This window comes from Klebsiella sp. 10, assembly GCF_018223925.1.
GTDB classification, from domain to species: Bacteria; Pseudomonadota; Gammaproteobacteria; order Enterobacterales; family Enterobacteriaceae; genus Klebsiella; species Klebsiella pneumoniae.
This window is the reverse complement of record NZ_JAGRRB010000017.1, coordinates 14,054-39,166: the sequence shown is the minus strand read 5'-3', so window position 1 is coordinate 39,166 and position 25,113 is coordinate 14,054. Positions and strand designations below refer to the sequence as shown.

Below are 25,113 nucleotides of genomic sequence, written 5' to 3'. Positions count from 1 at the left end.
TGAAAAAACCACCCTGAATAGGTGGCTAGATAATTCAACGCGAGCTATGTGCCCGGGGATAGTGTATTGTTGCGGACCATTCATTAGGAAATATCATATGCAACAACGCAAAAACTCAAAAAACAATCGCAACTACCTCATCAAATGTACCTGCCCTAGCTGCACCAACCAATCAGAACATAGTTACACCCGAGTCCAGAAAGGCTCTGCGCTGATGTGCCCTCACTGTAGTAAGATTTTCACTCAAGACAAACTTCCCACCGCTTAGGCTTTACATCATCATAATCTCTGGTAATGCATCCACTGCTGCGCTCGTATAGATTAGAGAAGTAAGCCCATTAGGCAATGCGGCCGATGAATACCTGTTAGACGGGTCTCGGCTTACTGGCAGAAAATTAACGTTCTGGCATCGGCAAGATAAAAGGCCTGCCGCAATGGAAGGCCTTTAGGGGGTTATGCAGTATGTGTGGTGCCGGGTGCCTCCCGGTAAGTCTGCCCCAGTCAACAGACCCGCGTGTGTGCTCAAAGAAAAAATTGACTGGTCGCCCCACCGCACAGGGGGATTCACCACACACCCACATTAGCTACACGATATGCGCCTGGTCAATTCAATGTAACCAGTAAAATACATCTTTCGGAAACTGTATAACCTAGCGGGCAATAATTAATCACTGCATATTTAATCATTACAAAAACAACAATAAATTTTCATATCTGTTATCAAATTAAGAAAAAATACTGTTAGGAATTTTCTCACTTAACTCGCACACTACGCCTCACGCGAACCACAATATCGATAGTCTTTCAGAGGATAAGCTCACATGACAACCATAATGATGCTAGCGTTAGCTGTTGTTCTTCTTTTAGTTGCAGTGGGTTCACTGATGTCTTACATCAAAGAAAGACGCGGATATAAAAAAACTTTCAAAAAAAGATATTAACGGTTATCCACTTTTCAAGAAGCAGGGGTAGTGGTACGTAAACATTCCCCCTGTTTTTTTGCTACCACCTTTGGGAACAAAGAACTGCCTTAATCTATAAGTGCTCTCGCTTGTGATGTTCAATTTACCGTTAAAGCGCTCAAGCTGTTGAGCTAAAACCGCAGTCTGGTGCGAATCTTGCGCGTATGAGATTAAACGTGAAGTACAGCACGCTGTAATCCAATTACCATGACCTGATTACTGATGTGAAAAGCCCAAGTAGTGCTTAGGCTAGATTATGAACAAAAAAAACCCGCTTAGAGAAGCGGGAAGAAAGTTGGCAACCAAGGCTGTAACGAAAGGAAGGTGCACCTAATAGTCCGAGCTACCGATTTACCAGGAAAGCCTTCTTTTTTTACCGTTACGTTCGTTAACCATAGCCTGACAGACAAAAAGAGCAAGGCTTTTGTCATTACAGTCACTATGTTAAGGCATTAGTGTGGTGCCGGGTGCCTCCCGGTGAGCATGCCCCAGTCGGCATGGCCCGCGCTGCATTTACAGGTTTCTGTAACTGACTGGTCGCCCCTCCGCATAGGGGGATTCACCACCTCGATAATTTATGATGCAAACATTCAAAGTGTCAATATCTGACCATACCGCCAGCGCCTCTGCCATAATATAAGCCAACAACGCCCACTTAAATTGTATGCATTCTAATACTTAAAGCTATTGCGAAGCCCTGACTCAATGTAGCACTCACTGATATCAGGTAAATACGAGGTAAGTAAAATGCTATCTACTGATAACCAAAGAATTTCAGAGATTTTTGAACGTTTGGCAGAAATAGCAGCTAAAACTGCTGAATTAACAAGCAACCCTAATCTATCCCCTGCTCAAAAGCAGGCAGCATGTGACAGTTACTTTAGCGAACATGATCAGTTAACAACCGAAGCCCTAGAGATCTTCAAAAAAATCACTAAAAATCCTCGGTGAATGCTGAAGCATGTGAGATTGCGTATGCAATACGACGATATGACAGGGGTATTGATGCAGCGCATCTCGCGAATACCCCTGTCGTATCGCCGGAAAGCAAAAACCCCGCACGGGCGGGGTCTTCGTTATATTCAGATTGTCGCTTTTTGTCGCTGCCGAGTGGCGCAGCTCTGCCAAGCATGAAGGGATTATCTAACTTTCTGGCCCGTTTTCAATACCAAACAGGAAACATAGCACTTTTTGCTAATCCGCATGAATCGCCTTATGAACGGAAAGGAAAGCTTTTGCTCTGAATATTTCAAGGCACCAGCGCACTCTTTTCCGGGCCTCACTGTCTGTTAACCATGGCGCCACCAGCTGTATTTCCCGTGTTATGTCTGAGATTTTTTTGCGGGTGGTGTAATAGTTAACGCCAACGAGATAAACCGGATCACCCGTTTCAAATATCGCCAGTACACATCGTTCAACAAATTCAACATCATCCTCAGTGATCGCAGCGTCAATGGCGACCGTTGCAGGCTTCGGCCACAAAATGGCATGCGCCCTGCTTAATGCCTGTCGCCCGCGATACCCTTCACTTCTTGCCTGCTCGATTGCTGCCGTAAAGCGTTCTAATGCTTTATCTGACCAGTGATCACCCTTCATTCCTCGCCAGCATGAATGTCCTGATGGTTTACGCGGGGCAGCACCTCCTCTCATCCCTTCCCCCCAAACAGTAAGCAGAGATTTTATCCAGGCGGACTGAATGCCACTAAGGGGAGTGAATCGGCCCAGCCAGCTTTTGCGCGGGGCGGCGGCCACTGTTTCTAATCCTGCACGGTGCAGACGGCGTTGACGTGGTGTCATTCTGTTCTTCTCCTTACTACGCCAGAACGCCGAGCGCGTATGCCCGGTCCAGCAATTTAATAATCAATACCGGCTGGGTGCCGTATTCACGCTCAAAAGCGGCAGGGTCATGGTGCAAAGCACGGTGGTGCTTGCGGCATAATGGGATCGTAAAAATATCGTGGGCCTTCGTGCCTACGCCGCCCTGCCCCCAGCCAATAAGATGGTGTGCATCATCTGCAGGCTGCCCGCAGCACATACACGGCTGTTTTTTCACCCATGAGATAAAGTCAGCAGATAACCATCGGATCCGCTTAGGTCTGGCAAATAGCGTCGCAGGTGCAACAGGATCAACGTTCACAGGTACCAGAGGTTTGCCCGGCGTTGTTATTGCCGTTGGCCTTATTGCTTTTTCGATACGGGGAGAAAGAATGCTGGTGGCCGGTACCGACGGAACAATCTCACTCTCCCTGTAAACCGATTTAATGCCATCGTCTCTAATACGCAGGGATCGGCGCGCCATTTCTTCTGTAATTTCATCGCCAATCCCGGCGCCTACAGCCCACCAGCATAGCTCCGCCAGTGACAATGAGCGCTGAGCGTCCAGACCAAGCGCGATGCGGGCAGTGTCGATTACCCAGTCAGCGTTATTAACACCTACCAGTTGATCGAGGGTGTGTTCCGTTTGTTTTTTCAGCTCATTATCACAGTGCCAGCATGCGATTATTACACCCGTCGAATGGCGAAACGGGACGAGCTCATGGTGATGGTAATCGGAATGTTTCCACTGACAGTTTTTAACCTGCCTACGCAACCATGACTCGAGGGCACTAACCCCACCAGCAGCAGTGATAACTGCCTTCTTCATGAAAAAAGGTCTGATCCCCATATCATCCCGCAACGGCTGCCGGGCATCAGGAAGACGTCCACTGGGTATCTTTTTCATGCTTGCCGGCGGCATTTCAACAAGAACTCGGCCGGCACCGAATAACGGCATTAATTCACTACCCGGCTTAAGCAGCACAATTCCAAGATGGCGTGCAATATCCACGTTAAGCAAAGCTCGCATCAGTCCCTCCACATCTTCTGTATGTAGGTCCTGTCAATCCGTGGCGGCTTCTTCGATTCCGGCAACAGCACGCGGATCTCCCACGATGCAAAGTCTCTGGATAAGCTCTTCTCAACCACACAGTTATTTTTACGGTATCGCTCCACCAGCTCTGTAGCCTCAGCCTCTGAAAGTTGCTCGTGTAAAAACCAACTTTTCTTCATGGCTGATCACCGAACAGTCGCAAAAACTCAATCGCTCTTTCACGCGCGCCGGGTTCTTCAGCGATCATTTCCTGCAGCAGCTGCACGGCGAGCATAGGCTCCTTTCGCCCGACGATGGAAATTCCTCTGGAGACACGGCGAGAGAGTTTTATAAAATTTTTTCTCTCTAACGCACGCAGATGCAACAGGACAGCATTAGACGAGCTAACGCCGAGCATATCGGCCAGCTCAGATAGCGTAGGTGGGTAGCCATGCTGATTGATGTAGGCCACCAGCAGATCGAAAACTTCCTGCTGTCGAAAAGTTAGTTTTGAAGACGAAAGCAAACCGGCGCCCGATGAAGGAGCACCAGTCTGATGGGATTTTGATACTTCGGGGGTTTGCGTCATGGTTTCTCTCCGCGACGCAGCAGGTATAGGTTGTTCAAGCCTATGACGGGATTGTAACAGAACCAGGGGGAACCTGGTAACCAACTCCAGACTTTGCCTTTTCAATCATCTGTGAAAATAGAGAGAGAGTCCCCACGATCTCATCCGGCTGCAAAGGCATAAACGAAACAGTATCGCCGCGCCGGTACATCAGAGCGCGCTCACACACAGGAAAGGATGTCAGACGAGCAACGATCACCCCATCGTCGCATCTGATAATTGCATAGCCGGTGTTCGGCATTTCTTGTTTTTTACTCACAGCAAAATCCTCAAAGTAAACCAGGCAAGCCACTGGACCTCAACTTAACAGAACCAGTCATCAGCGCTTTCCCAGGTGTCCTGCAGGATTTCCTCTACACGTTTTTTATCTCCGTCCATTCCACCAAGCACGGTCAACCCATCAGAGTTGGCCCGACGAATCACAAGACTGCAGTTATTAAAGTTTTGATCCAATCGCCGCAGTAGCTCCTTCTCCAGAGCAGGCACAGCGCCATCTGGCAATTTTTTTTGGCGATCAATTGTGATTTCCACTTTCATAACTAGCTCCTCACGCAAGTACTGTATAAATAAACAGTATACTTGTTAGGTGAAATGTTCAAGCGTTTAATGCCACTTTTCGCTAACCCATGCTCATGTTTAGATTGATCTTTTTTCCACAAAGGACGAAATGTAAGTATCCCTGCAAAACGAACCATCAATTTTTAGAGGACCTCTGGCGCTCCAGATTCCGCTCTTGGCACACAGGGGACGTCCAGGGCCCGGGAGTACTTCCCTGGACGCATGATCCAGATTGACCATTATGATTTTTTATGGTTTTGTGAAGATAAAAGTAACGACAGAGCCAAAAAGGCTAAAATTGAAGAGGAGCACTACCATGAGCAACCCAGAAATAAAAAATAAGGGCCATAAACCTCCGGATGGTCTTCCTCGTTATCGTCTCCTGACAGGTAAGGATGACGCTAAATTTTGTCATCGGGTTTCAGAAGCACTGGCGCTTGGTTATCAACTGTATGGTTCCCCCGCCGCGACGTTTAATGGGCAGGATGTGATTGTTGCGCAGGCTATCATATGGCCTGAGGTACAGCAGAATCAGGCTTCGTAGCAATGAGTGGGCTCACAGCGTCCGGAATCCGCCCGGTGCCGTAAATCACCGCCAGGTCTGTCATAAGGTAATTTCATCACTCATCGCGACACCATTTTTCTTAACGCAGGCCTTCTTTTTCACTGTTTATCAGAACTGTGGACCGCAGTGATCTCCACTCCGTGCTTTAATCAATGAGAGTGATGTCGGGTGCAAATTAAACTACCATTCCCAACAGCAAAGGCGAGATAACCCTACCCTCGCAGGGTTTCTGCGCCTGGTAATATGCCCATGACAGTCTCTAAGACCGCTTAGAGCGATCTGCTGATATTATGTTTGGAATAGAGACAACATGGCTATGTCAGGATTTCGAGGCTGGCTTACAATGTAGGGAGGAACATAATTTTTATTTAAATGTTGCAGACTCATATAGATTAAGGATATGTTGTATAAAATACTTACAAAAGATCAAACCAATGCGAGTTCTTGATAATAATGGTATGAAGCTGAATGCTGAGTGCCTGGTAGGTGAAGAAGATGGGGTATATGGCTTGATACTTGAGTCCTGGGGACCAGCACATAGAAACAAAGATTATAATATTGCCCTCGATTATATTATTGAAAGACTTACTGATTCCGGAGTAGACAAAGTCGTTGTATATTTGGCCTCATCACCAATCAGAAGACATATACAATCTATAACTGAGAGAAAAATACATCCTGATGAGTATTTTTCTTTAGTGGGAAACCAACCTTCCAATATCCGTCAAGAAATGTGTAGGTATCAGAATTATTTCAGCAGAACTGGTAAAAAAGATGCACCATCAGGGAACAGAACAAAGCGAATAATGATAAACATCCCTGGCGTCAACAGTGCTGAATTTTGGAAACCTATCATATACGGAGATACATCAGTATTTTTCGAGCCTACTTATGATGAGAGAATTCTAAATAAAAGGGTCAGCAGGCTAATAAATATTCCTTTGGATGAGCCCAAGGGTTCTAAAACACCTGGAACATTAGAAAGAGTTCAGAAGGTTTATATTCGGGACCCTGCTGTTAAAGCTTGGGTATTGCAAAAGAGTAAGGGAATATGTGAAAGATGTGGTGAAAATGCACCGTTCTTAATAAATGACGACACCCCATATCTCGAAGTGCATCATGTGATACCACTTTCTTTATCTGGTGCTGACACCATAAGTAATTGTGTTGCACTATGCCCGAATTGCCATCGAGCATTGCATTACAGCCAAAATTCGAAAGAGCTGATTGAGGCACTTTATATAAATATAAAAAGGTTGCAAAAATGAGATTTTCGTTTTGCTGGGATACTTATAGGTGAGCAACGCCGCTCCTGGCAAGAAGCGGACGATCTAACTCAGCTAAAGGTCCTCTCCGAGCAAAAAGCGGAAGTTCGTGCCCCAGCCACAGAATCACACGGCCATTCTATTAATGAATAGAGTCGGATTCTGGGTCAGGGCCAAGTGTTTTTAATTAAAACCTACATGATTATGAAACGTACTTCCACATATCAAGTACCATCCTATAGATAACCATGTAACAAGTAGCAAACCTAAAGTTTAATGTGTGATATTAGTACCCTCTCCGAATTCTTTGCTTAAGATCGGCGTGGAATGTGTCTGCATTTACTTTATCTACACGACGCATTGCCTCGCTTCCATTGAAAGACTCAAGGGTAATCTGGCGCTTCCCGCTTATTTCATTCTTGTAAGATTGAATGAACAATTCAATCTCAGAAGGTTTTGTCATCTGCGGCCATTTACTAAGATACTCAGGCAGTTCACTAACTGTCGTTCTGTACGAGCAAATCCTGCGATAAGTGATTGTGGCCTCGCCTATTTCGAATGGAACCCACCAGGACTGTGCCGTTTGACTTGAAACTACCGCAATAAGGTGCGTGCTTTCACTAATTCGACGAGTTATTACACTAGTTATATCATCAGTGGATTGCGACTCAACATCAAGCACATCAAGATATGTAGAGATACCTTCTTCCGTAAGCCTCTTATTGATCGCCATGGCCTGCGCTCGATCAGTGTGGCGATAACTGATAAAAACTGTCATTAGAAACGTCCTTTAGCTACTAGTTCACGATAATAAGCACCAAGTGCTGTAAGGAGGAAGCCAATTGAGTTAAATAAAGCGAAATACATATACGTGGCTTCAACTGGTTCAAAAAAGCTATGGTGGTTAAACTTTTGAAATTCTGCAAAAAACCTCACCGCGCTTAGGATTAAACAATTCTCCTCCGCCGGCTCTTACCTTGAACCGAAATGGAAAACGTTTTTTGTTGCCCACGAAAAATTGAGGGTTAAATTAATCCTTTTTCAATGAGCCGTCGGTAATGCTCGCCTAATACTGTAAGCCTACAGGACTTGTTTTCCATCGCAGCAAAGTACATATGAGGCGCATCCTCAGGAACGAGGAGATTGACGCGATTAAATTGCTGGAGAATTGCAAAAACCTCCGTTTTATCTGGATCAGGACAATCACTTTTCGGTTCGTAAGATGGGTCTAATTGAAATTTAAAGCCGGGTTGTGGGAAGTAATCTACTAATTTCCTCAAATCGGCCAAATCTAATGGAGATTGCACACTTCTTAGTGAAACGAAGCTTTTGACGTTTGTTTTGAATAAAGGTCGTTGATCCCAAGCTCCCAAAGACTGATCAATGTGTGCATAAACACTGCCTGGAGTGATATCACCAATCAAATTTGCAGCAGAACCGTTTAAAGCATCAACTAGCAATGTAGTGAAAATACCAGACCCATTTTCCTCCATCGAATACTGCTCTTCAGTTGATGCCGTAAGGATCGTCATCCCTTCGGTAAGCTCTGCAGTTGGATCACTTCTTTCTTTACTGCCTGCAACACCCGAGTGGCAACTATCCAAAATGATTATTTTGTTTCGCGCTCTGGATTTATTGGCTATATGTATTAACTCATGGAGTGAAAAACCATCATCACCAGTTTCACAATCACTACCACAAAGAAAACCACCAACACTTTCTATATAACCATGACCAGCGAAGTAGAATAAGGCAACATCACTATCACCTTCAAATAATTGCTCCGCTGCTTGTTTTATTTCTTTTCTGTTTATAGGCTTTGTCGGGCCAGTAGCCGTCATTAGCTTAACGGCAAAGTTAACTGAGCCATCAGAATGTCGTTCGAGTACACTCTTTACACTGTATGCATCATTAACACACCCATACAAAGGGGATATTTTGTCGTAATGATCAATACCAATGACTAACGCCTTTCTCATTTAATTACCTCATAAAGAATCGATAAATGATTTAACACCATCCCATGTCCATACTACTGGAGATAATCCATCTGGCTTTGTTCGATCGTCTTTATAAATCCAAAGAGGAAGAATAGGTTTGCCTTCCTCTTTAGCACACTCTATCTCCCACTTCTGCCCAGTCGATGTTAAAGAATCCGAGCTAATCAGTGCAATAACACCATCAGATCTTTTAATTCTGGTTCTGACCTTATCTTTCCAACCGCTTTCGTATGCCTCTTTAACAGACATATCAATATATTCAAACTCACATTTTGTATTAAGAGATTGACCTTTTAAGAGATCTCTCATTCTTTCATCTTCAATAGCAAAGGCAACGAATATAACTTTCTTTGAATCAGCCATGTTTATAACATCCTTCTACACAAAGTTGGATAACTAACACCGATTTTGAATCAAGATCTTATAGCATATCTAAGCTTATACTGAAAACCACCGTTGATCTACAACTGCTGACCTGCTCCCCGTTAATCAACACTAAGTGCTGTTAGCTACTTCCGCTTTTGGCACTCAGCGGACATCTCAGCTTTGTCTCACCCCGGAATCATTAAACTTAGCTTTGAAATCCCGTACCAACTGCTGTTGACTCCATTTTAGGCATAATCAGCACCTCGCCGCATTACGCAGGCAGCGGTTACGCATTTTGGCAAGCAACCAGAGTTCGTTTGCTGTTGTAGTCATCCCAAGCGTCGATGTGTAAACAGTCGCAGCCCGGCGCCACAGCTTTTTGTCTTCCAGCGTCTTCGCCAGGCCCAGTGCGTCCTGGATTTTTTTCACATCCTCTTCAGATAATGGTGTTGCAGTCTGCGGCAGGGCAACATCGGGAACCTCAACGCCTGCAACAACCCGGTAGACATACTGGCAACCGTTATGGGTACGATGGAGTTTTCCCGCGGCATGGAGCTGCCGCAGCAAGTTACCTGCTGTACTGGCTTGCAAGTCGAGCGCATCGCAGACATCCTGCAGGACGCATTCTGGCGTCCGGCTAACGATGGCAAGCACCATCTGTGCTTTGGTTACTTTGGTTTTTGATTGTTTGGTCATGGTCAAAACTCGTTTACTTGGTTAAACCTGCCGCCTTGCGGCGTTTGTACTCTTCCATCAGAAGCTGTGCTGGTGTAGGCCCAGCCGGATGTCGCGGCGCTTCAAGCTGTCGGCGAATCGGCGGGATCGAGAATCCATTAGCCAGGTGCTTCGTCCACTTCGTAAGTAATTTTTCTGCCAGTTTTTTTAGTTCCCCCTCTGTGAGGTTTCGCTCAACTCCCGTTCTGCGCATCTCAACGCAAATGTGATACAGCACGTCCTGTTTCCAGGGATATCTGTCGCTGCCCGAAAAGCGATAAGACTCATTGCGCCAGCGCTTGTATTCAGCCATCACAGCTTCGGACGTCAGGTTGAATGGGTTGGCTCCACTCGCCGAAACCAGCGCAACGAATTCAGCCAGATCCGGTGGCCATGTGTTACCCGCAGCGCAGCGTTCCATGCACTGGCGGCAGACCAGGGTAATCTGGGCATCACTCATCGATCCAATCTGGGCAATCCACATATCCGAGGGAGCCGCCCCGTTCTTCTGGGTCCACCGGTTCGAGAATATCTCCCCCATGACCGTCCATAGCCGCCATGCCGTATCCGCCGCCAGCAAGTCCGCGTTGCTTCTCCCAGAGCTCTCTGGCTTCCTGAATTTGCTGGACTGCCCGGGATGCGGTGTTAACTGATTGAATTCTTGCATTGCCGTTACCTCCGGTTGCTGGTTGCGGTTTAGATTTGGCTCTGGCACTTATCACGCTGCGGGCAAATTTCTGCTCCCACTGAATCTGAGTGAACACTTTCCCCTCGGATTTCCAGTACGCGGTGAACTCTGCCAGCTCTGTCGGCAGGTATGCCGGTTCGGGAAGCGCTATACCCCAGGTAGCAGCCAGTCGCGGCCAGTCCTGTGACGGCAGCCAAAGGTCGTGCATAGCGAATTTCCCGATCGGAATATCCACTCCAGGCAGATACTGAGGTTGCTGGGGAAAATTTCTCTCCTGCGCATAGAGAGTGGGGTTTGATCCTTTTCCCTTCCCTTCCCTTCCTTTTCCGTCAGTGAGTCCTCCATGAGGATTCACTGAGTCCTCACTGAGCCCTCCTTGATTAGGAGCTCTCTTTTCTTCCTTTCCTGCCTTAGACTCAGTGAATTCTGGCGGAAGAGGTATTTTTGAGGCCGAAGGCCTGTTTATTTTTTGATGCTTAAGGAAACCTTTAATCTGCAAATAGCAGACATCATTCACTGAATACTCAGTGAGTAATCCATGAGTAATCAGTTCCTGTATTAGTGGTTCGCAATCGAGCACGTCCGCAGGGAAGATTTGCATCTTCAACCGTTTTGGCGAACGCTCAAGGCATCCCATATCGTTGGCGAAGTTGAACAACCCGATAAACAGGAGACGCGCTGGAATTGAACATTCCACCACCTTCTCATCTGTCCAGAATTCAGGTTTAACTGTTCTGATGCGGGCCATCTGAAACCTCTTATTAACCAGCTGGTGCTGGTGGTCATTGTCAAAACTCGATTAGAAAAACTGCGGCGCTACGGCGCTGATGCTCGCCAGTAGTGGTCCCGCCGCATCTGCAGGGAGCATGTTAAAAAGTGCAATTGCAGCTTCCCGTATTTCACGCTCTAGTTTCTGCAGAGGTGCGCCAAGTAACTTGGCCTGGTGCGCTTCGCTGCATTCTTTGATCGCATTGGCCACCAGCTCAGTTTCAGTTAAGCCATGTTTTAGGCCATGTTTGCGCGCGATCTCTATCGGCATTGCATCAGCGATCGCCGCCGAAAGCTGGATGACATAACTGGTGTACTTCTCTGAACCGCCCTCGTTTTTCAGGTAGCGATACAGATTTTGTTTATTGACGCTGATACCGCGCCCGTTTTGTTTCTCCCACTGTTCGGCCACCAGCTGCGCGACGTGGTCTTGCGCACGCCCAGGTAATGAGGACTCCCATTCCTGAACGGCGGCCAAAATGGCTCGGCATTTCTTGCCGTCACGCCGACGGGGCAAATACTGATTTTCCGTTTTCAGTTGCATACTCATCACCGGAGTATGATTTTCAAAAGAGGTGGTTTGCATGGTCACTCCTTAGGTATTCCATCCGTTGGATTCGGATATAGATCAGGACGTAATTCATGAGGCGTAACGCCCGTTGCATTAAAAACCTGTAAAACTCGCGATGAAGGCACAATACCTTTTGTTTTCCACTGACTTACTGCCATGCCGCTTACTCCAAGCGTTGATGCTAATTTATTGGCTGAGCCAGCTACTCGAATTGCGTTATCAAGGGCTGTCATATCTATCTCCTCGTTAAGTTAGGCATAATAAAGCATAGGTTTATATTCAATGCAAATTTTTAATTTATTGTGGCTATAAACTAAACCTTTACAATGGGCTTATGAAAAACACTGAAGAACTCAACAACCAACTGATTGCTCGTTTGGAAGAAATTACTCAAAGAGGGATCAGCAAGGCGGATATGGCTCGCATTGCTGGAGTTACACCTCAAGCGGTGAATGGGTGGTTTAAGAAAGGAGTAATCAGTAAAAAGTCCGCAATTGCCCTCGCGGAAGCTGCCAATGTGTCTGTAACTTGGTTGCTTGGAGAGAAAGTATCTGAAGATTCAGGCCTCAAGCCAAATGAGAGCAAAATGTTACGTCTGTTTAGGCAGTTACCTGAGGCTGAACAAGAGAGAATGATCGATACGTTTGAAGTCCGCCTAAAAGAAATCGATGATTATGTTGAGAAATATCTCCGTGGTCGATTTAAGGCTAGCGACACTAACTAACATCTCTGATCTCACCCCATGAAACCGGCAAATGCCGGTTTTTTTTTGCCTGCCGCGCAGCCTCAATCACTCCAACAGCTCCCCTGTCTCGATTAAAGCAAAAGTTTGCATCTGTATAAATCCAATGTTGACATCAAACATAAACCAATGCTTTAATCATTCCATCGCAGCAAGTCATCGAGGCAGGAAGCCCACGAAGTAGCTGCCGGCGGCATACGAAACACCGGATGAGATGACAGCAATATCAATCGCAGCAGGTTCAACGTTCGGCTGCCCGGCCTTAAGGGAAGGAAATAAGTATGGATAAAGCATACGAAGACTATTTTGAAAACCTCTCTGAAGGTGAAGAGGCACTGAGTTTCAGCGAGTTTACCGCGGCACTTTCAGGTAAGCCGGCAGACTGCGCCTCTTCTGAAATGTAATGGAAATCCTGCGCGCTTCGTGGTGGTGAATTGCAGGGTGAAAAAGCTCAATCGTGAAGATCAGCGTCACGACACCACCGACGAAGCGCGTCGAAGTAGTGAAAATAAAACATCAGGGTTTGCAATGCGGTGAATGCGGCTATGCGCACGCGACACAGTTAAAAAAGTAAACATGGCGGTTATTCACACGTTGTGGGGAAAAAGTTGTCGGCGGTAGTTGTTAACTGGCTGCCGTCACCGGGAGGCACCCGGCGCCGCATTGCAAAACCACATCCTAATACTGAGTTAACTGGAGATAACTATGAAGGATTTTGCCCGAGTACCTACCGGGAACCAGGCGACCCGCCTGAACTGGTTCGAGGTGAGACTACGCCAGCTGTGTTACTTACTGGCGCAGAAAGGAAACCCTGAGGCTGAGGCATGAATACCCTGTTTGCCCTTGTCATCAGCGTATGTGCTCTCACTGGTGAATGCTCTGATGTTCTGATCGGTGTTTATCCATCAGAGGCCAGTTGCAACAGCAACGCCGATGAACAAAAAGTACTGGGCCAGTGCCTCCCCTACCGAAATGCACAAAAAATGGCTGTCGACCAACAGCCTGCAGTGAGTTTTTGAATCGAGTTTTGACCAATGGCCGTTACGGCCGGAGAAGTGATTATGGAATTTGGAATGAAACGCGTTCTGGCATCTGTCCAGGCCGCCGCCACTTTGAATAAGCTCTATGACGGCTCGCCCGTTTCACTGACGGCCATCAGTAAAGAGTCAAAGCTGTCTACTTCATACCTTGAGCAGATCTTCAAAAAGCTGCGGGCGGGTAACCTGGTAATTTCACAGCGTGGCCCAGGTGGTGGTTATAGCCCCCGCGGCGATGACATCACCGTTACAGAAGTGATCACTGCGGTATCTAAACTGCCAGCCCATAAAACTTTTGAGCCTATCCTGCGAGCGCTTGACGACGTTCGCGTATCACAGCTGCTGCGGGGCGATTCGCCAGCCCCATAAAGCACAAAACCCGCGCAAGGCGGGTTAAGTACCCGGTCAGCCGACCAAAGCTTTCCGGAATCGAGTTTTGACCAATGACCACCACCAGGGCGGCTGCCATCAGCTGCCGGGTATCTTACAATCCAAAGGAGCCCAAACGCAATGAACAACTACCCGTATCTCATTAAAGCGAAGGCAAAAGCAAACGAAGCGAAAAGTCTCTTCTGCTGGTTCTCTGCTAAATCCGATTCTCGCGCCGAGCGCAAAATCCTGGACATCCTGGAAGACGCTGAAATTAACGTTGGCCGCGGCGCCAGCCATCAGCTGCCGATCCGCACCAACTGGCTCATCGTTGATGACTTACCGGAAGAAGGTGTACTGGATGACACCTGGTGCGATCGCTACGAGCTTGGTGGTGAAGACGGGCTGACATGGCAAAAAATCGTTGCGCCGGCGGCTGCTGAACCACAGCCCTCCAGTAAACCAGAAAACGATATCTCTCCTGCAAATAGCGATGAAGAGGACTATTCGAACAATGAAGAAGCACTCTTCAACTTGGCGGAAATGTCATTCCGCACGCAGCTGCTTGCCCAGTATATGGCCGACGAGCGTCACGTGTATCACATTAGCATTCCTCATCGTAACCGCCTTTCAGCGATGGAAATGGATACGGATAATCACAGTGTGCAGAATCTGCTGCTGACGGCAGAAAATATTCCGGATCTTAAAAAATATGATATGCCTGGCCTGTGGAAATTTACCAGTGCATTTAAGAGCGTATTTCCTGTGGGGAAACGCCATGAGCTCGGCAAGCAAATTCAGTTCGCCAAATTGTGGCTTGAAACGTCGCACATTGACCGCGGGATCCTTACAAAGGAATGGGCTGCTGGAAACTATATCACCTCAATAAACAAAACCGATGCCGGCGCCAATGCTGGCGGCGGAAACAAAACTGACCGCAATCCGGATTATCAGCATTCGCTGGATACTCTGGATATAGAGATCGCGCTTGCAACGATGCCTATGGATTTTGACATCTATAATTTTCCGGCATCAGTCCACCGCCGCGCGAAGGAAATAGTACAGAAGAAAGAAAGTCCATTTAAAGAATGGTCTGCAGCATTACGGAGCACACCAGGCATCCTTGATTATTCCCGTGCAGCGATTTTTGCACTGATCAGGGAAGCATCAAGTGGAATAACTCCTTTTCCAGATCGGTTGCGTGGCTACATCAACGCGAATCTGACTGAACATATGCATGATACCCCGAGCGCTGAAACGCTTGCCAAGGCGGGGCATATTCCATCTGCAGTAGTCACTCTGGATGCAATAAACCAAGCAATCGCCGGAGAGGATAGCAGCGCAAACCTGGAAACACTCTCCTCCGACTTTAAAGCAGTTGGTACCGAACTGGTAAAAGAGGCTCAAAAGCAACGTCCAGACGCTAATCAGGATCTGGCCTCCGAGCGCGGCGAATATGTTGAAGGGATTAGCGACCCTACGGATCCGAAGTGGGTAACCGAAGACCTTACCAAGACCAGGCAGCCTGAAGTTTCAAAAATTGGGGACGGAGTATTTTCCATTGACGGTCTTGTTGACGTTACGGGCAAGGTTAACCAAAAAGAAAAAACAGATGAAGATCATCAAACGGATGCTGTAGATATTGAATCCGGTCATCATAATAAGGAGGAAGATCAGCCAATTGATTATGTTCACGTTATGGTTGATCTGGAAACCATGGGTAAAAAACATAACGCCCCTATCGTCGCTATTGGTGCGGTTGTTTTTGACCCGGCAACCGGCTCTATTGGAGAAAGTTTCTATAAAGTCGTATGCCTTGAATCCTCTGTGAACTGGGGCGCCGTAATCGATCCATCTACTGTTATCTGGTGGCTTAAGCAGTCCTCCGAAGCACGCTCTGCGATCGTAAATGATGATGCTATCCCGTTGCTGGATGCATTACTCCAGTTCAGAGAATTTATCTCTGATAATGTTGCTGGCGGGAGCAAAAAGGCACAGGTATGGGGTAACGGTGCGTCATTCGATAACTCTATTCTGCGTTCTTCTTACGATTGCATTGCTGAAGATTATCCGTGGGAATACTGGAACGATCGGGACGTACGAACAATGGTAGAGCTCGGCCAGGCCATTAGCTTCGACCCCAAAACAACGATCCCGTTTGAAGGGGCTCGTCACAATGCCCTCGCTGATGCTATTCATCAGGCTCGCTATGTATCAGCAATCTGGCAGCGAATAATTGCCGGCAATCAGGTGCTGCAAAAATTGATGCAAAACTGATTTTTTATTTTCAGATACTGGCCCAGCAATGGGCCATAATGAGGTAAAACACATGCTTCAGATGTTAACCCTTGAAGAGTGGGCAAACGAGAAATATAGAAGCAATCCTCCAAGCGTTTCCACTCTCAGGAATTATGCTAAACAGAATATGTTTTCTCCCCCAGCCAAAAAAGAAGGTCGATTCTGGCGCGTCAGGGAGGATGCTGAGCTGGTCGGTACATTGACCACTCCTGTAGTAAAGAAAAGCGACCCTGTTCTTTTGCAGAGGATTTTGAACGATGGCTGCCAGACCACGTAAAAATAATATATCTATTCCAAATTTATACCCGCTCTACAGTAGAAAGGTTAATAAAGTATACTGGCGTTATAAGCACCCGATAACTGGTAAGTTTCATAGTCTAGGAACAGATGAAGCAGAGGCCACGGCAATAGCTATTGAAGCAAATAAAAGACTGGCGGAACAACAAACCCGCCAGATAATGGCAATCACTGACAGAATTTCCACCAACTCAGGAAAATCAATATCAACTAACACCTGGCTTGAACGTTACTGGAAGATTCAGCAGGAAAGATTAAAGTCCGGAGATATTAAAGAAAACACTATCAAACAAAAAGCAAAACCAGTATCTCTGCTTAAGGAGCGGGTAGGAATGAAATTAATATCCGCTGTCAATGTTCGAGATGTTGCGCAAATTCTTGATGAATATTTAGCGGAGGGACAACCCAGAATGGCTCAGGTCATTCGCTCTGTCCTAATAGATGTTTTTAAAGAAGCTCAGCATGCGGGAGAAGTACCTCCTGGTTATAACCCCGCACTAGCAACTAAACAACCTCGTAGAAAGATCACTCGCCAGCGCCTCACTCTTGAGGAATGGCAAAAGATTTTTGATATAGCCGATGAAAATCACAAATACATGGGGAACGCCATGCTTTTAGCCATAGTAACAGGACAGCGACTAGGTGATATATCCCGTATGAAATTCTCGGACATCTGGGACGATCATCTACACGTTGAGCAAGAGAAAACCGGAAGCAAAATCGCTATACCATTAGCTCTGCGTTGCAACGCAATCAACTGGAGCCTCCGAGATGTAATCAGTCGTTGCCGGGATTATGCAGTAAGCCCTTATTTGGTTCATTTCTTTAGAACCACCTCACAGGCTGAGCGAGGAGCACAGGTGAAACCCAGAACACTGACCATGAATTTCAGCAAGGCAAGAGACAGTGCAGATATTGACTGGGGACAAGGTACACCGGCAACTTTCCATGAACAAAGATCGCTTTCCGAGCGGTTATATAAAGCCCAGGGTATAAACACGAAAGATTTACTTGGACATAAAACTCAACAACAAACGGATAGGTACCATGATGATCGAGGGAAGGGGTGGACAACGGTGGCCTTATGAGGTTTTTCGGGAGGGGTTTTGATAACTTGTTTTGATAAAATTTTGATAACCGTTCGAAAACTAATAATAAAAACGGGAACCACCAAGTTCCCGTTTTGACATAATCTGGGGGCCAGATTACATGTTCGCGATAATCGCGTCGCCAAACTCGCTACATTTCAGCAGCTTAGCGCCTTCCATCAGACGTTCGAAGTCATAGGTCACGGTCTTGGCGGCGATAGCGCCTTCCATGCCTTTAACGATCAGGTCTGCGGCTTCGAACCACTGCATGTGGCGCAGCATCATCTCTGCGGACAGGATGATGGAGCCCGGGTTCACTTTGTCCTGGCCGGCATACTTCGGCGCAGTACCGTGAGTCGCTTCGAACAGCGCGCACTCGTCACCGATGTTGGCGCCCGGGGCGATACCGATACCGCCAACCTGCGCCGCCAGGGCGTCAGAGATATAGTCGCCGTTCAGGTTCATACAGGCGATAACGTCGTATTCCGCCGGACGCAGCAGGATCTGCTGCAGGAACGCATCGGCGATCACGTCTTTCACCACGATCTCTTTGCCGGTGTTCGGGTTCTTGATTTTCACCCACGGACCGCCGTCGATCAGCTCGCCGCCGAACTCTTCGCGAGCCAGCTGGTAGCCCCAGTCTTTGAACGCGCCTTCGGTGAACTTCATGATGTTGCCTTTGTGCACCAGAGTGACGGAATCACGATCGTTGGTGATCGCGTATTCAATCGCGGCGCGCACCAGGCGTTTGGTGCCTTCTTCAGAGCACGGCTTGATGCCGATGCCGCAATGTTCCGGGAAGCGAATTTTCTTCACACCCATCTCATCGCGCAGGAATTTGATCACTTTGTCTGCTTCCGCAGAGTCGGCTTTCCACTCGATACCGGCATAGATATCTTCTGAGTTTTCACGGAAGATAACCATGTCGGTCAGTTCCGGGTGCTTAACCGGGCTCGGGGTGCCCTGGTAGTAACGTACCGGACGCAGGCAGACGTAGAGGTCCAGCTCCTGGCGCAGCGCCACGTTCAGAGAACGGATGCCGCCGCCGACTGGGGTGGTCAGAGGACCTTTGATAGCAACGCGGTAGTCACGAATCAGATCGAGGGTTTCAGCTGGCAGCCAGACGTCCTGGCCATAGACGTGGGTTGATTTCTCACCGGTGTAAACTTCCATCCAGGAAATTTTACGCTCGCCCTTATAGGCTTTCTCAACGGCGGCATCAACCACTTTCAGCATCGCTGGGGTAACGTCAACGCCGATACCGTCACCTTCAATGAACGGGATAATCGGATTGTGAGGGACGTTCAGTTTGCCGTTTTGCAGGGTGATTTTTTGACCTTCCGCCGGAACTACTACTTTGCTTTCCATTAACCTCTCCTTCGAGCGCTTCTGGTTCTGCTCTTCCCTCTTCACGCGAGCCTGGTGTTGGCTGAGTCGGCCAGCTTCGGCGTACCGGGTCTTCCCGCTAACCGGAGCTATCGCGTCCGTGTCGCCTTCCTGCCTGTAGTGCGAATCGGTTTGAGCAATTTTTTGTTAATAATTTGTAATGAGCATGTCAATACTACCTGAATGTTTGCGTCCATGAAAGGCATTCGTAATTAGGCTATAATGCGGCAATTGATAAAGCCTGAAAATACCATGCAGAAAACTTCATTTAGAAAACATCGCGTTGAGCGATTCAGCACACAACAAGTCACCAGACAACGTAAAGAACGCCAGCCAAAAACTGTGATCTTGTTCAATAAACCCTATGATGTGTTGCCGCAATTTACCGATGAAGCCGGGCGCAGCACGCTGAAAGATTTTATTCCGGTGGCGGGCGTTTACGCCGCAGGTCGGCTAGATCGCGACAGCGAAGGCCTGCTGGTGCTGACCAACGACGGCGCGCTGCAGGCGAAGCTGACCCAGCCGGGTAAGCGCACCGGCAAGATCTACTATGTTCAGGTGGAAGGCGAACCCACGCCCGAGGCGCTGACCGCCTTGCGCGACGGCGTCACCCTTAACGACGGCCCCACCCTGCCTGCCGGCGTAGAACTTGTCGAGGAGCCCGTCTGGCTGTGGCCGCGCAACCCACCGATTCGTGAGCGCAAATCGATTCCCACCCGCTGGTTGAAAATCACGCTCTACGAGGGACGCAACCGCCAGGTGCGCCGGATGACCGCCCACGTCGGCTTCCCCACCCTGCGGCTGATCCGCTACGCCATGGGCGGCTATACGCTTGACGGACTGGCCAACGGCGACTGGCGTAAAGCCGAATAACTGAAAAGGAAAAGCGATGTTTAAACCTCATGTCACCGTTGCCTGCGTGGTTCACGCCCAGGATAAATTTCTCATCGTCGAAGAGACCATTAACGGCAAAGCGCTGTGGAACCAGCCGGCCGGCCATCTCGAGGCCAATGAAACGCTGCTGCAGGCCGCCGAACGTGAACTGTGGGAAGAGACCGGCATTCGCGCCACGCCGCAGCACTTCATCCGCATGCATCAGTGGCTGGCTCCCGATAACACGCCGTTTCTGCGCTTCCTGTTCGCCATCGAACTTAGCGATCTGTGCGCCACTGAACCGCACGACAGCGATATCGATCGCTGCCTGTGGCTCAGTGCTGAGGAAATTCTTAACGCGCCGAACCTGCGCTCGCCGCTGGTTGCCGAAAGCATTCGCTGCTACCTGCAGGACCCGCGGCAGCCGCTGTCGCTGATTGGCGCATTTAACTGGCCGTTCACAGGGGGTGAATGAACGGTGAGCGCGTGCTAGAATACGCCGCCTCGAAGTTCAATGTAGCGAGTATTTCCATGTCAGAAAGCCAGAAAAAAGTGATCGTCGGCATGTCCGGCGGCGTCGACTCCTCGGTCTCCGCGTACCTGCTGCTGCAGCAAGGGTATAAGGTGGAAGGCCTGTTCATGAAGAACTGGGAGGAAGACGACGGCGAGGAATACTGCACCGCCGCCGCCGACCTTGCCGATGCGCAAGCGGTCTGCGATAAGCTGGGCATTGAACTGCACACCGTTAACTTTGCCGCCGAATATTGGGATAACGTCTTTGAGCTCTTCCTGGAAGAGTACAAAGCCGGCCGCACGCCGAACCCGGATATTCTGTGCAATAAAGAGATCAAATTTAAAGCCTTCCTCGAGTTTGCTGCCGAAGACCTCGGCGCCGACTACATCGCCACCGGGCACTATGTGCGCCGCGCCGATGTCGACGGTAAAAGCCAGCTGCTGCGCGGCCTCGACGGCAACAAAGATCAGAGCTACTTCCTCTACACCCTTAGCCACGAGCAGATTGCCCAGAGCCTGTTCCCGGTGGGTGAGCTGGAAAAACCGCAGGTGCGTAAGATCGCCGAAGAGCTGGATCTGATCACCGCGAAGAAAAAAGATTCCACCGGCATCTGCTTTATCGGCGAGCGTAAATTCCGCGATTTCCTTGGCCGCTATCTGCCGGCGCAGCCGGGCAAAATCCTCACCGTCGACGGCGAGGAGATCGGTACCCATCAGGGGCTGATGTACCACACCCTGGGCCAGCGTAAAGGGCTGGGTATCGGCGGCACCAAAGAGGGTAGCGAAGATCCATGGTACGTGGTCGATAAAGACGTTGAGAATAATATTCTTATCGTCGCCCAGGGCCATGACCACCCGCGCCTGATGTCCGTCGGTCTGATTGCCCAACAGCTGCACTGGGTAAACCGTGAACCGCTGCAGGGCACCCTGCGCTGCACGGTGAAAACCCGCTATCGCCAGACCGATATCCCCTGCACCGTTACCGCGCTGGATGAAGACCGTATCGAAGTCCGCTTCGATGAGCCGGTCGCGGCGGTGACCCCGGGCCAGTCCGCAGTGTTCTATTTAGGGGAAGTGTGCCTCGGCGGCGGAATTATTGAACAACGACTGCCTCTGCAGTCCTGAACGCGCGTTATTTCCGCCGGGACGAACCGCCCTGGCGGCTGACAAGGAGTATGTGTGGCGAAGAATTACTATGACATCACCCTGGCGCTGGCTGGCGTTTGCCAGGCGGCGCGACTGGTTCAGCAACTGGCGCATCAGGGACATTGCGACAGCGATGCCCTGCATGTGTCGCTGAACAGCATAATCGACCTCGATCCTGAGTCGACGCTGGCGGTGTTCGGTGGCAGTGAAGCCAATCTTCGCCTCGGTCTTGAAACGCTGCTCGGGGTGCTCAATACCAGCAGCCGTCAGGGCCTCAATGCGGAACTCACCCGCTATACCCTGAGCCTGATGGTGCTGGAGCGCAAGCTCGCCGCCAGTAAAGGGGCGATGGACACGCTCGGCAACCGCATCGCCGGCCTGCACCGTCAGCTGGAACACTTTGACCTGCAGTCCGAAACGCTGCTCAGCGCCATGGCGGGCATCTATGTCGATGTGATAAGCCCGCTGGGGCCGCGTATTCAGGTGACCGGCTCCCCTGCCGTGCTGCAAAGCCCGCAGGTGCAGGCGAAAGTTCGCTCAGCGCTGCTGGCGGGTATTCGCGCCGCGGTGCTCTGGCATCAGGTGGGCGGCGGACGTCTGCAGCTTATGTTTTCCCGTAATCGTCTGGTTAACCAGGCAAAGCAAATTCTTGCTCATTTAACCCCGGAGTTGTGATCTATGGAATTATCCTCACTGACCGCCGTTTCCCCTGTAGACGGCCGCTACGGCGATAAAGTCAGCGCGCTGCGCGGTATCTTCAGCGAATTCGGTTTGCTGAAATTCCGCGTTCAGGTGGAAGTACGTTGGCTGCAAAAACTGGCCGCCCACGCAGCGATCAAGGAAGTTCCTGCTTTTGCTGCCGACGCAAACGGTTTCCTTGATAAAATCGTCGCCGATTTCAGCGTTGAAGACGCGGAGCGCATCAAAACCATCGAGCGCACCACTAACCACGACGTGAAAGCGGTAGAGTATTTCCTGAAAGAGAAAGTCGCTGACGTCGCCGAGCTGCACGCGGTATCAGAGTTTATTCACTTCGCCTGTACGTCTGAAGACATCAATAACCTCTCCCACGCGCTGATGCTGAAAACCGCCCGCGACGAAGTGGTTCTGCCTTACTGGCGCAAACTGATTGACGCGGTAAAAGATCTGGCGACCCAGTACCGCGATGTGCCGCTGCTCTCCCGTACCCACGGCCAGCCGGCAACGCCGTCCACCATGGGTAAAGAGATGGCGAACGTCGCCTACCGTATGGAGCGGCAGTATCGTCAGCTGAACCAGGTGGAAATCCTCGGTAAAATCAACGGCGCGGTGGGTAACTACAACGCCCACATCGCCGCCTACCCGGAAGTCGACTGGCATCAGTTCAGCGAAGAGTTCGTTACCTCGCTGGGTATTCAGTGGAACCCGTACACCACGCAGATCGAGCCGCATGACTATATCGCTGAGCTGTTTGACTGCATCGCGCGCTTCAACACCATTCTGATCGACTTCGATCGCGACGTGTGGGGCTATATCGCGCTCAACCACTTCAAACAGAAGACCATCGCCGGGGAAATCGGCTCCTCCACCATGCCGCACAAGGTGAACCCAATTGACTTCGAAAACTCCGAAGGCAATCTCGGCCTGGCCAATGCGGTCATGCAGCACCTGGCCAGCAAACTGCCGGTTTCCCGCTGGCAGCGCGACCTGACCGACTCCACCGTTCTGCGTAACCTCGGCGTGGGCATCGGCTATGCGCTGATCGCCTATCAGTCCACCCTCAAAGGGATCAGCAAGCTGGAGCTGAACCAGGATCGCCTGCTGGACGAACTGGATCACAACTGGGAAGTACTGGCTGAGCCGATCCAGACCGTGATGCGTCGTTACGGTATCGAAAAACCGTACGAGAAGCTGAAAGAGCTGACCCGCGGCAAACGCGTGGACGCGGAAGGGATGAAGCAGTTTATTGACAGCCTCGCCCTGCCGGAAGAGGAAAAAGTGCGTCTCAAAGCGATGACCCCGGCCAACTATATCGGTCGGGCAACCACCATGGTTGACGAGCTGAAGTAATCGCCCTGCCCCTCTTTCCGCCGGAAAGAGGGGCGTTTTATCGCCGGAAAGGGATCAGATCCAAACGTCGTTCACCGCCGTCCGCTCGCCGCCCTCGTGGCCGGTATTCAACACCCCGCGCGGCTCAATCAGCATCAGCTTCGCTTCCGTCTCCGCCGAGGTCTTATGTTCCACCCCGCGCGGCACGACGATCATCTCCCCGGCCTTCACCAGCACATGCCCGTCGCGGAAGTCCACGCGCAATACCCCCTCCACCACCATCAATGTCTCATCGGTTTCCGGGTGGCTGTGCCAGATAAAGTCGCCGGCGATGCGCACGACCTTGAACTGATAGTCGTTCATTTCAGCCACCACTTTGGGCTGCCATTGTTCGCTGAACAGGGAAAATTTATGAGCAAGATTAACGAGTTGATACATGGGCTGTCTCCTTGTGATAAAGGCAGTCAGCATAGTTCGCCTCGCCGCGGTCACGCTTGAACGATTGTGCAACCTGAACCGCGCTAGCCGCGGATCGCCCGCAGCCAGCGGCCCGGAGAGAGACCAAAGCGGCTGATAAACTGGCGCGTCATGTGGCTCTGGTCGGCAAAGCCCGCATCGGCGGCAATATCCACCAGACGCTCCCCGGCGCGCATCCGCTGGCGGCAAAAATCGAGCCGGCGCATCATGACGTAGCGCCACGGGCTGGTGCCGTACAGCGTTCTGAAATCCCGGCTCAGGCTCCAGCGGTCCCGGCCGCTGACCTGCGACAGGGTGTCGAGGGTCATATCCTGCATAAAACAGGCATGGATATACTCCCGGGCCCTCTCCGCCGCCTGATAATCAAACGCCTGGCGACGGGAACGTTGGCCGCCGACAACGGCCAGGGTCTGCGCCAGGTCGTACAGGGCGTCCTCTTCCTCCAGCGGCTCAAAGGTATCCGTGACCGCTTTCAACAGCGGCTGCGCGGCGCGACGTAGCCGTGGATCCGCCGACAAGCCGTCGGGGATAAACGGCAGTGGCCTACCGCCGAGTATCTTCTGGATGAGCGCCGGTTCGATATAAACCATACGGTAGTGAAACCCCGCCTCGGTGCCCGCCTCGCCATCGTGTATTTCGTCCGGATGAAGCACAATCGTTCCGCCGGGCAGGCTGTGCTGGCGTCCGCCGCGATAGTGAAAGCTCTGCACGCCGGCGATCGTCTGGCCGATGGCGTAGGTGTCATGCCGGTGCGGTTCGTAGCCGTGGCCGCCGAAGAAGGCTTCGATGCGTTCCGTCCGGCTGGGCGATTGCGCCAGCCTGACCCAGTCCGCGCTCTGCTGCTGAAACATAATGGATAACCTGCGGCGTTCTTGAGGGGTGATTCCAGCACTATTACACAAAAAATTAACATCACCAACCCGCTC

At 50.0% G+C, this 25,113-nt stretch carries 33 protein-coding genes; 17 read left to right on the top strand and 16 right to left on the bottom strand.

Annotated features, from left to right (window positions below):
* The first annotated feature begins 46 nt into the window (after positions 1-46).
* From KHQ26_RS26105 to KHQ26_RS19465, 3 genes are all read left to right on the top strand, one after another.
* A complete protein-coding gene (locus KHQ26_RS26105) occupies positions 47-268 on the top strand; it encodes a YnfU family zinc-binding protein (RefSeq protein WP_305954963.1) in 222 nt (73 codons plus the stop codon).
* Between the two features lie 553 nt (positions 269-821).
* Positions 822-941, top strand: a complete 120-nt coding sequence (locus KHQ26_RS26310) for a small membrane protein (RefSeq protein ID WP_139042930.1) — start codon at positions 822-824, stop codon at positions 939-941.
* A 768-nt stretch (positions 942-1,709) separates the two neighbouring features.
* On the top strand, positions 1,710-1,913 hold the full coding sequence (locus KHQ26_RS19465; RefSeq protein ID WP_128316005.1) for a hypothetical protein: 204 nt from the start codon (positions 1,710-1,712) through the stop codon (positions 1,911-1,913).
* A 243-nt stretch (positions 1,914-2,156) separates the two neighbouring features.
* Here KHQ26_RS19465 and KHQ26_RS19460 read toward each other — a convergent pair whose 3' ends face one another.
* From KHQ26_RS19460 to KHQ26_RS19440, 5 genes are all read right to left on the bottom strand, one after another.
* Positions 2,157-2,759: a hypothetical protein gene (locus KHQ26_RS19460; RefSeq protein WP_023297381.1), complete on the bottom strand. Its 603-nt coding sequence runs from the start codon at positions 2,757-2,759 to the stop codon at positions 2,157-2,159.
* Between the two features lie 16 nt (positions 2,760-2,775).
* Complete coding sequence (locus tag KHQ26_RS19455) at positions 2,776-3,807, bottom strand: DUF968 domain-containing protein (protein ID WP_049010358.1); 1,032 nt, start codon at positions 3,805-3,807, stop codon at positions 2,776-2,778.
* Positions 3,808-4,006: 199 nt separating this feature from the next.
* On the bottom strand, positions 4,007-4,399 hold the full coding sequence (locus tag KHQ26_RS19450) for a DNA-binding protein (protein ID WP_049010357.1): 393 nt from the start codon (positions 4,397-4,399) through the stop codon (positions 4,007-4,009).
* 40 nt (positions 4,400-4,439) lie between these two features.
* Entirely contained in the window at positions 4,440-4,679 is a 240-nt protein-coding gene (locus tag KHQ26_RS19445; RefSeq protein WP_050597314.1) for a hypothetical protein, read from the bottom strand.
* Positions 4,680-4,741: 62 nt separating this feature from the next.
* Positions 4,742-4,975: a DinI family protein gene (locus tag KHQ26_RS19440; protein ID WP_032414031.1), complete on the bottom strand. Its 234-nt coding sequence runs from the start codon at positions 4,973-4,975 to the stop codon at positions 4,742-4,744.
* 337 nt (positions 4,976-5,312) lie between these two features.
* Between KHQ26_RS19440 and KHQ26_RS19435 the strand changes: the two genes are divergently transcribed.
* Together KHQ26_RS19435 and KHQ26_RS19430 are read left to right on the top strand one after the other, a co-directional pair.
* Entirely contained in the window at positions 5,313-5,540 is a 228-nt protein-coding gene (locus tag KHQ26_RS19435; protein ID WP_049018668.1) for a DUF1737 domain-containing protein, read from the top strand.
* Positions 5,541-5,995: 455 nt separating this feature from the next.
* Positions 5,996-6,829: an HNH endonuclease gene (locus KHQ26_RS19430; protein WP_117272813.1), complete on the top strand. Its 834-nt coding sequence runs from the start codon at positions 5,996-5,998 to the stop codon at positions 6,827-6,829.
* Between the two features lie 283 nt (positions 6,830-7,112).
* Here the strand turns inward: KHQ26_RS19430 and KHQ26_RS19425 are convergent, their stop codons facing one another.
* The 8 genes from KHQ26_RS19425 to KHQ26_RS19395 form a co-directional block, all read right to left on the bottom strand.
* Positions 7,113-7,604 (bottom strand): toll/interleukin-1 receptor domain-containing protein, encoded by a 492-nt coding sequence (locus KHQ26_RS19425; protein WP_049010435.1) that lies wholly within the window; start codon positions 7,602-7,604, stop codon positions 7,113-7,115.
* A 247-nt stretch (positions 7,605-7,851) separates the two neighbouring features.
* Entirely contained in the window at positions 7,852-8,805 is a 954-nt protein-coding gene (locus KHQ26_RS19420; protein WP_049010438.1) for a caspase family protein, read from the bottom strand.
* A 9-nt stretch (positions 8,806-8,814) separates the two neighbouring features.
* On the bottom strand, positions 8,815-9,189 hold the full coding sequence (locus KHQ26_RS19415; RefSeq protein WP_049010440.1) for a TIR domain-containing protein: 375 nt from the start codon (positions 9,187-9,189) through the stop codon (positions 8,815-8,817).
* A gap of 258 nt (positions 9,190-9,447) precedes the next feature.
* The gene (locus KHQ26_RS19410) at positions 9,448-9,888 is read right to left on the bottom strand and encodes a hypothetical protein (RefSeq protein WP_117272812.1); all 441 of its coding nucleotides are present in this window, start codon (positions 9,886-9,888) and stop codon (positions 9,448-9,450) included.
* A gap of 13 nt (positions 9,889-9,901) precedes the next feature.
* A complete protein-coding gene (locus tag KHQ26_RS19405; RefSeq protein ID WP_223814689.1) occupies positions 9,902-10,447 on the bottom strand; it encodes a replication protein P in 546 nt (181 codons plus the stop codon).
* On the bottom strand, positions 10,359-11,342 hold the full coding sequence (locus KHQ26_RS26100) for a DnaT-like ssDNA-binding domain-containing protein (protein WP_040234935.1): 984 nt from the start codon (positions 11,340-11,342) through the stop codon (positions 10,359-10,361). Before KHQ26_RS26100 ends, KHQ26_RS19405 begins: the two co-directional genes overlap by 89 nt.
* A 51-nt stretch (positions 11,343-11,393) precedes the next feature.
* Entirely contained in the window at positions 11,394-11,948 is a 555-nt protein-coding gene (locus tag KHQ26_RS19400; RefSeq protein WP_014907826.1) for a toxin YdaT family protein, read from the bottom strand.
* A gap of 2 nt (positions 11,949-11,950) precedes the next feature.
* The gene (locus tag KHQ26_RS19395; RefSeq protein WP_012542199.1) at positions 11,951-12,166 is read right to left on the bottom strand and encodes a transcriptional regulator; all 216 of its coding nucleotides are present in this window, start codon (positions 12,164-12,166) and stop codon (positions 11,951-11,953) included.
* Positions 12,167-12,267: 101 nt separating this feature from the next.
* Here KHQ26_RS19395 and KHQ26_RS19390 point away from each other — a divergent pair, with 101 nt between their 5' ends.
* From KHQ26_RS19390 to KHQ26_RS19365, 7 genes are all read left to right on the top strand, one after another.
* Positions 12,268-12,657, top strand: a complete 390-nt coding sequence (locus KHQ26_RS19390; protein WP_012542200.1) for a helix-turn-helix domain-containing protein — start codon at positions 12,268-12,270, stop codon at positions 12,655-12,657.
* A 299-nt stretch (positions 12,658-12,956) separates the two neighbouring features.
* Entirely contained in the window at positions 12,957-13,079 is a 123-nt protein-coding gene (locus KHQ26_RS26190) for a hypothetical protein (protein ID WP_016529975.1), read from the top strand.
* Between the two features lie 420 nt (positions 13,080-13,499).
* Positions 13,500-13,694, top strand: coding sequence for a DUF1482 family protein (locus tag KHQ26_RS19385; RefSeq protein ID WP_023328115.1), 195 nt, complete (start codon positions 13,500-13,502; stop codon positions 13,692-13,694).
* A 42-nt stretch (positions 13,695-13,736) separates the two neighbouring features.
* Entirely contained in the window at positions 13,737-14,081 is a 345-nt protein-coding gene (locus KHQ26_RS19380; protein ID WP_014228879.1) for an Rrf2 family transcriptional regulator, read from the top strand.
* Positions 14,082-14,222: 141 nt separating this feature from the next.
* Positions 14,223-16,358, top strand: a complete 2,136-nt coding sequence (locus KHQ26_RS19375) for an exonuclease (RefSeq protein ID WP_117272811.1) — start codon at positions 14,223-14,225, stop codon at positions 16,356-16,358.
* Between the two features lie 52 nt (positions 16,359-16,410).
* Positions 16,411-16,656, top strand: coding sequence for an excisionase (locus KHQ26_RS19370; RefSeq protein ID WP_012542206.1), 246 nt, complete (start codon positions 16,411-16,413; stop codon positions 16,654-16,656).
* The gene (locus KHQ26_RS19365) at positions 16,637-17,764 is read left to right on the top strand and encodes a site-specific integrase (protein ID WP_032418030.1); all 1,128 of its coding nucleotides are present in this window, start codon (positions 16,637-16,639) and stop codon (positions 17,762-17,764) included. Before KHQ26_RS19370 ends, KHQ26_RS19365 begins: the two co-directional genes overlap by 20 nt.
* A gap of 117 nt (positions 17,765-17,881) precedes the next feature.
* Here KHQ26_RS19365 and icd read toward each other — a convergent pair whose 3' ends face one another.
* A complete protein-coding gene (gene icd / locus KHQ26_RS19360; protein WP_004150800.1) occupies positions 17,882-19,132 on the bottom strand; it encodes an NADP-dependent isocitrate dehydrogenase in 1,251 nt (416 codons plus the stop codon).
* A gap of 240 nt (positions 19,133-19,372) precedes the next feature.
* On the opposite strand from icd, the gene rluE reads away from it, so the two are divergent.
* The 5 genes from rluE to purB are packed head-to-tail and all read left to right on the top strand — an operon-like array spanning position 19,373 to position 23,731.
* Complete coding sequence (rluE, locus tag KHQ26_RS19355) at positions 19,373-20,023, top strand: 23S rRNA pseudouridine(2457) synthase RluE (RefSeq protein ID WP_004150801.1); 651 nt, start codon at positions 19,373-19,375, stop codon at positions 20,021-20,023.
* A 16-nt stretch (positions 20,024-20,039) separates the two neighbouring features.
* Positions 20,040-20,498: an NUDIX hydrolase gene (locus KHQ26_RS19350; protein ID WP_004150802.1), complete on the top strand. Its 459-nt coding sequence runs from the start codon at positions 20,040-20,042 to the stop codon at positions 20,496-20,498.
* Between the two features lie 56 nt (positions 20,499-20,554).
* On the top strand, positions 20,555-21,661 hold the full coding sequence (mnmA, locus tag KHQ26_RS19345; RefSeq protein ID WP_004150803.1) for a tRNA 2-thiouridine(34) synthase MnmA: 1,107 nt from the start codon (positions 20,555-20,557) through the stop codon (positions 21,659-21,661).
* 54 nt (positions 21,662-21,715) lie between these two features.
* Entirely contained in the window at positions 21,716-22,357 is a 642-nt protein-coding gene (gene hflD, locus KHQ26_RS19340) for a high frequency lysogenization protein HflD (protein ID WP_004140557.1), read from the top strand.
* Between the two features lie 3 nt (positions 22,358-22,360).
* Positions 22,361-23,731, top strand: coding sequence for an adenylosuccinate lyase (gene purB / locus KHQ26_RS19335; RefSeq protein WP_004176557.1), 1,371 nt, complete (start codon positions 22,361-22,363; stop codon positions 23,729-23,731).
* 54 nt (positions 23,732-23,785) lie between these two features.
* On the opposite strand, the gene KHQ26_RS19330 is transcribed toward purB, so the two are convergent.
* On the bottom strand, positions 23,786-24,148 hold the full coding sequence (locus KHQ26_RS19330; protein WP_015958193.1) for a cupin domain-containing protein: 363 nt from the start codon (positions 24,146-24,148) through the stop codon (positions 23,786-23,788).
* 83 nt (positions 24,149-24,231) lie between these two features.
* Positions 24,232-25,038: an AraC family transcriptional regulator gene (locus KHQ26_RS19325; protein WP_032410214.1), complete on the bottom strand. Its 807-nt coding sequence runs from the start codon at positions 25,036-25,038 to the stop codon at positions 24,232-24,234.
* Between the last annotated feature and the right edge of the window lie 75 nt (positions 25,039-25,113).

Coding starts and splice junctions, on each gene's coding strand:
- KHQ26_RS26105 (WP_305954963.1), top strand. CDS start 47: ATGTGCCCGGGGATAGTGTATTGTTGCGGACCATTCATTAGGAAATAT.
- KHQ26_RS26310 (WP_139042930.1), top strand. CDS start 822: ATGACAACCATAATGATGCTAGCGTTAGCTGTTGTTCTTCTTTTAGTT.
- KHQ26_RS19465 (WP_128316005.1), top strand. CDS start 1,710: ATGCTATCTACTGATAACCAAAGAATTTCAGAGATTTTTGAACGTTTG.
- KHQ26_RS19460 (WP_023297381.1), bottom strand. CDS start 2,759: ATGACACCACGTCAACGCCGTCTGCACCGTGCAGGATTAGAAACAGTG.
- KHQ26_RS19455 (WP_049010358.1), bottom strand. CDS start 3,807: ATGCGAGCTTTGCTTAACGTGGATATTGCACGCCATCTTGGAATTGTG.
- KHQ26_RS19450 (WP_049010357.1), bottom strand. CDS start 4,399: ATGACGCAAACCCCCGAAGTATCAAAATCCCATCAGACTGGTGCTCCT.
- KHQ26_RS19445 (WP_050597314.1), bottom strand. CDS start 4,679: ATGCCGAACACCGGCTATGCAATTATCAGATGCGACGATGGGGTGATC.
- KHQ26_RS19440 (WP_032414031.1), bottom strand. CDS start 4,975: ATGAAAGTGGAAATCACAATTGATCGCCAAAAAAAATTGCCAGATGGC.
- KHQ26_RS19435 (WP_049018668.1), top strand. CDS start 5,313: ATGAGCAACCCAGAAATAAAAAATAAGGGCCATAAACCTCCGGATGGT.
- KHQ26_RS19430 (WP_117272813.1), top strand. CDS start 5,996: ATGCGAGTTCTTGATAATAATGGTATGAAGCTGAATGCTGAGTGCCTG.
- KHQ26_RS19425 (WP_049010435.1), bottom strand. CDS start 7,604: ATGACAGTTTTTATCAGTTATCGCCACACTGATCGAGCGCAGGCCATG.
- KHQ26_RS19420 (WP_049010438.1), bottom strand. CDS start 8,805: ATGAGAAAGGCGTTAGTCATTGGTATTGATCATTACGACAAAATATCC.
- KHQ26_RS19415 (WP_049010440.1), bottom strand. CDS start 9,189: ATGGCTGATTCAAAGAAAGTTATATTCGTTGCCTTTGCTATTGAAGAT.
- KHQ26_RS19410 (WP_117272812.1), bottom strand. CDS start 9,888: ATGACCAAACAATCAAAAACCAAAGTAACCAAAGCACAGATGGTGCTT.
- KHQ26_RS19405 (WP_223814689.1), bottom strand. CDS start 10,447: ATGGGGGAGATATTCTCGAACCGGTGGACCCAGAAGAACGGGGCGGCT.
- KHQ26_RS26100 (WP_040234935.1), bottom strand. CDS start 11,342: ATGGCCCGCATCAGAACAGTTAAACCTGAATTCTGGACAGATGAGAAG.
- KHQ26_RS19400 (WP_014907826.1), bottom strand. CDS start 11,948: ATGCAAACCACCTCTTTTGAAAATCATACTCCGGTGATGAGTATGCAA.
- KHQ26_RS19395 (WP_012542199.1), bottom strand. CDS start 12,166: ATGACAGCCCTTGATAACGCAATTCGAGTAGCTGGCTCAGCCAATAAA.
- KHQ26_RS19390 (WP_012542200.1), top strand. CDS start 12,268: ATGAAAAACACTGAAGAACTCAACAACCAACTGATTGCTCGTTTGGAA.
- KHQ26_RS26190 (WP_016529975.1), top strand. CDS start 12,957: ATGGATAAAGCATACGAAGACTATTTTGAAAACCTCTCTGAAGGTGAA.
- KHQ26_RS19385 (WP_023328115.1), top strand. CDS start 13,500: ATGAATACCCTGTTTGCCCTTGTCATCAGCGTATGTGCTCTCACTGGT.
- KHQ26_RS19380 (WP_014228879.1), top strand. CDS start 13,737: ATGGAATTTGGAATGAAACGCGTTCTGGCATCTGTCCAGGCCGCCGCC.
- KHQ26_RS19375 (WP_117272811.1), top strand. CDS start 14,223: ATGAACAACTACCCGTATCTCATTAAAGCGAAGGCAAAAGCAAACGAA.
- KHQ26_RS19370 (WP_012542206.1), top strand. CDS start 16,411: ATGCTTCAGATGTTAACCCTTGAAGAGTGGGCAAACGAGAAATATAGA.
- KHQ26_RS19365 (WP_032418030.1), top strand. CDS start 16,637: ATGGCTGCCAGACCACGTAAAAATAATATATCTATTCCAAATTTATAC.
- icd (WP_004150800.1), bottom strand. CDS start 19,132: ATGGAAAGCAAAGTAGTAGTTCCGGCGGAAGGTCAAAAAATCACCCTG.
- rluE (WP_004150801.1), top strand. CDS start 19,373: ATGCGGCAATTGATAAAGCCTGAAAATACCATGCAGAAAACTTCATTT.
- KHQ26_RS19350 (WP_004150802.1), top strand. CDS start 20,040: ATGTTTAAACCTCATGTCACCGTTGCCTGCGTGGTTCACGCCCAGGAT.
- mnmA (WP_004150803.1), top strand. CDS start 20,555: ATGTCAGAAAGCCAGAAAAAAGTGATCGTCGGCATGTCCGGCGGCGTC.
- purB (WP_004176557.1), top strand. CDS start 22,361: ATGGAATTATCCTCACTGACCGCCGTTTCCCCTGTAGACGGCCGCTAC.
- KHQ26_RS19330 (WP_015958193.1), bottom strand. CDS start 24,148: ATGTATCAACTCGTTAATCTTGCTCATAAATTTTCCCTGTTCAGCGAA.
- KHQ26_RS19325 (WP_032410214.1), bottom strand. CDS start 25,038: ATGTTTCAGCAGCAGAGCGCGGACTGGGTCAGGCTGGCGCAATCGCCC.